The organism is Gilvimarinus sp. 1_MG-2023 (genome assembly GCF_030548285.1).
This window is the reverse complement of record NZ_JAUOSC010000758.1, coordinates 1-294: the sequence shown is the minus strand read 5'-3', so window position 1 is coordinate 294 and position 294 is coordinate 1. Positions and strand designations below refer to the sequence as shown.

Genomic DNA, 294 nt, shown 5'->3' with positions numbered 1-294 from the left:
GCAGCCGACAGCACACCCTCAGCCAACTCGACATCATGTTGACCGGCTACCCCTTTACCGACAGCCCGGAGCCATCGCCACTGTGGCAAGATATTCAAACCCGGCTGACACAGCTGGAGTTATACCCAGCCAGCCATGAAATACTCGAAGCCAAAGCCGCCAGCACGCTGACCAATCACCTGCTGCCGGCCTTGCGAGCACTGCGTCGTCAACTCAAAGATCTCACCACCCAGACCAGCCTGAGCTGGCAGCAATACCCCAATGGTGATGCCTGTTATCGCTTACAATTGACAG

The 294-nt window shown here is 56.8% G+C and carries 1 protein-coding gene; it reads left to right on the top strand.

What is annotated here, in order from left to right:
• Positions 1 to 294, top strand: a 294-nt coding sequence (locus Q4563_RS18920) for a hypothetical protein (protein ID WP_303605610.1), incomplete at both ends; no start/stop codon positions are given.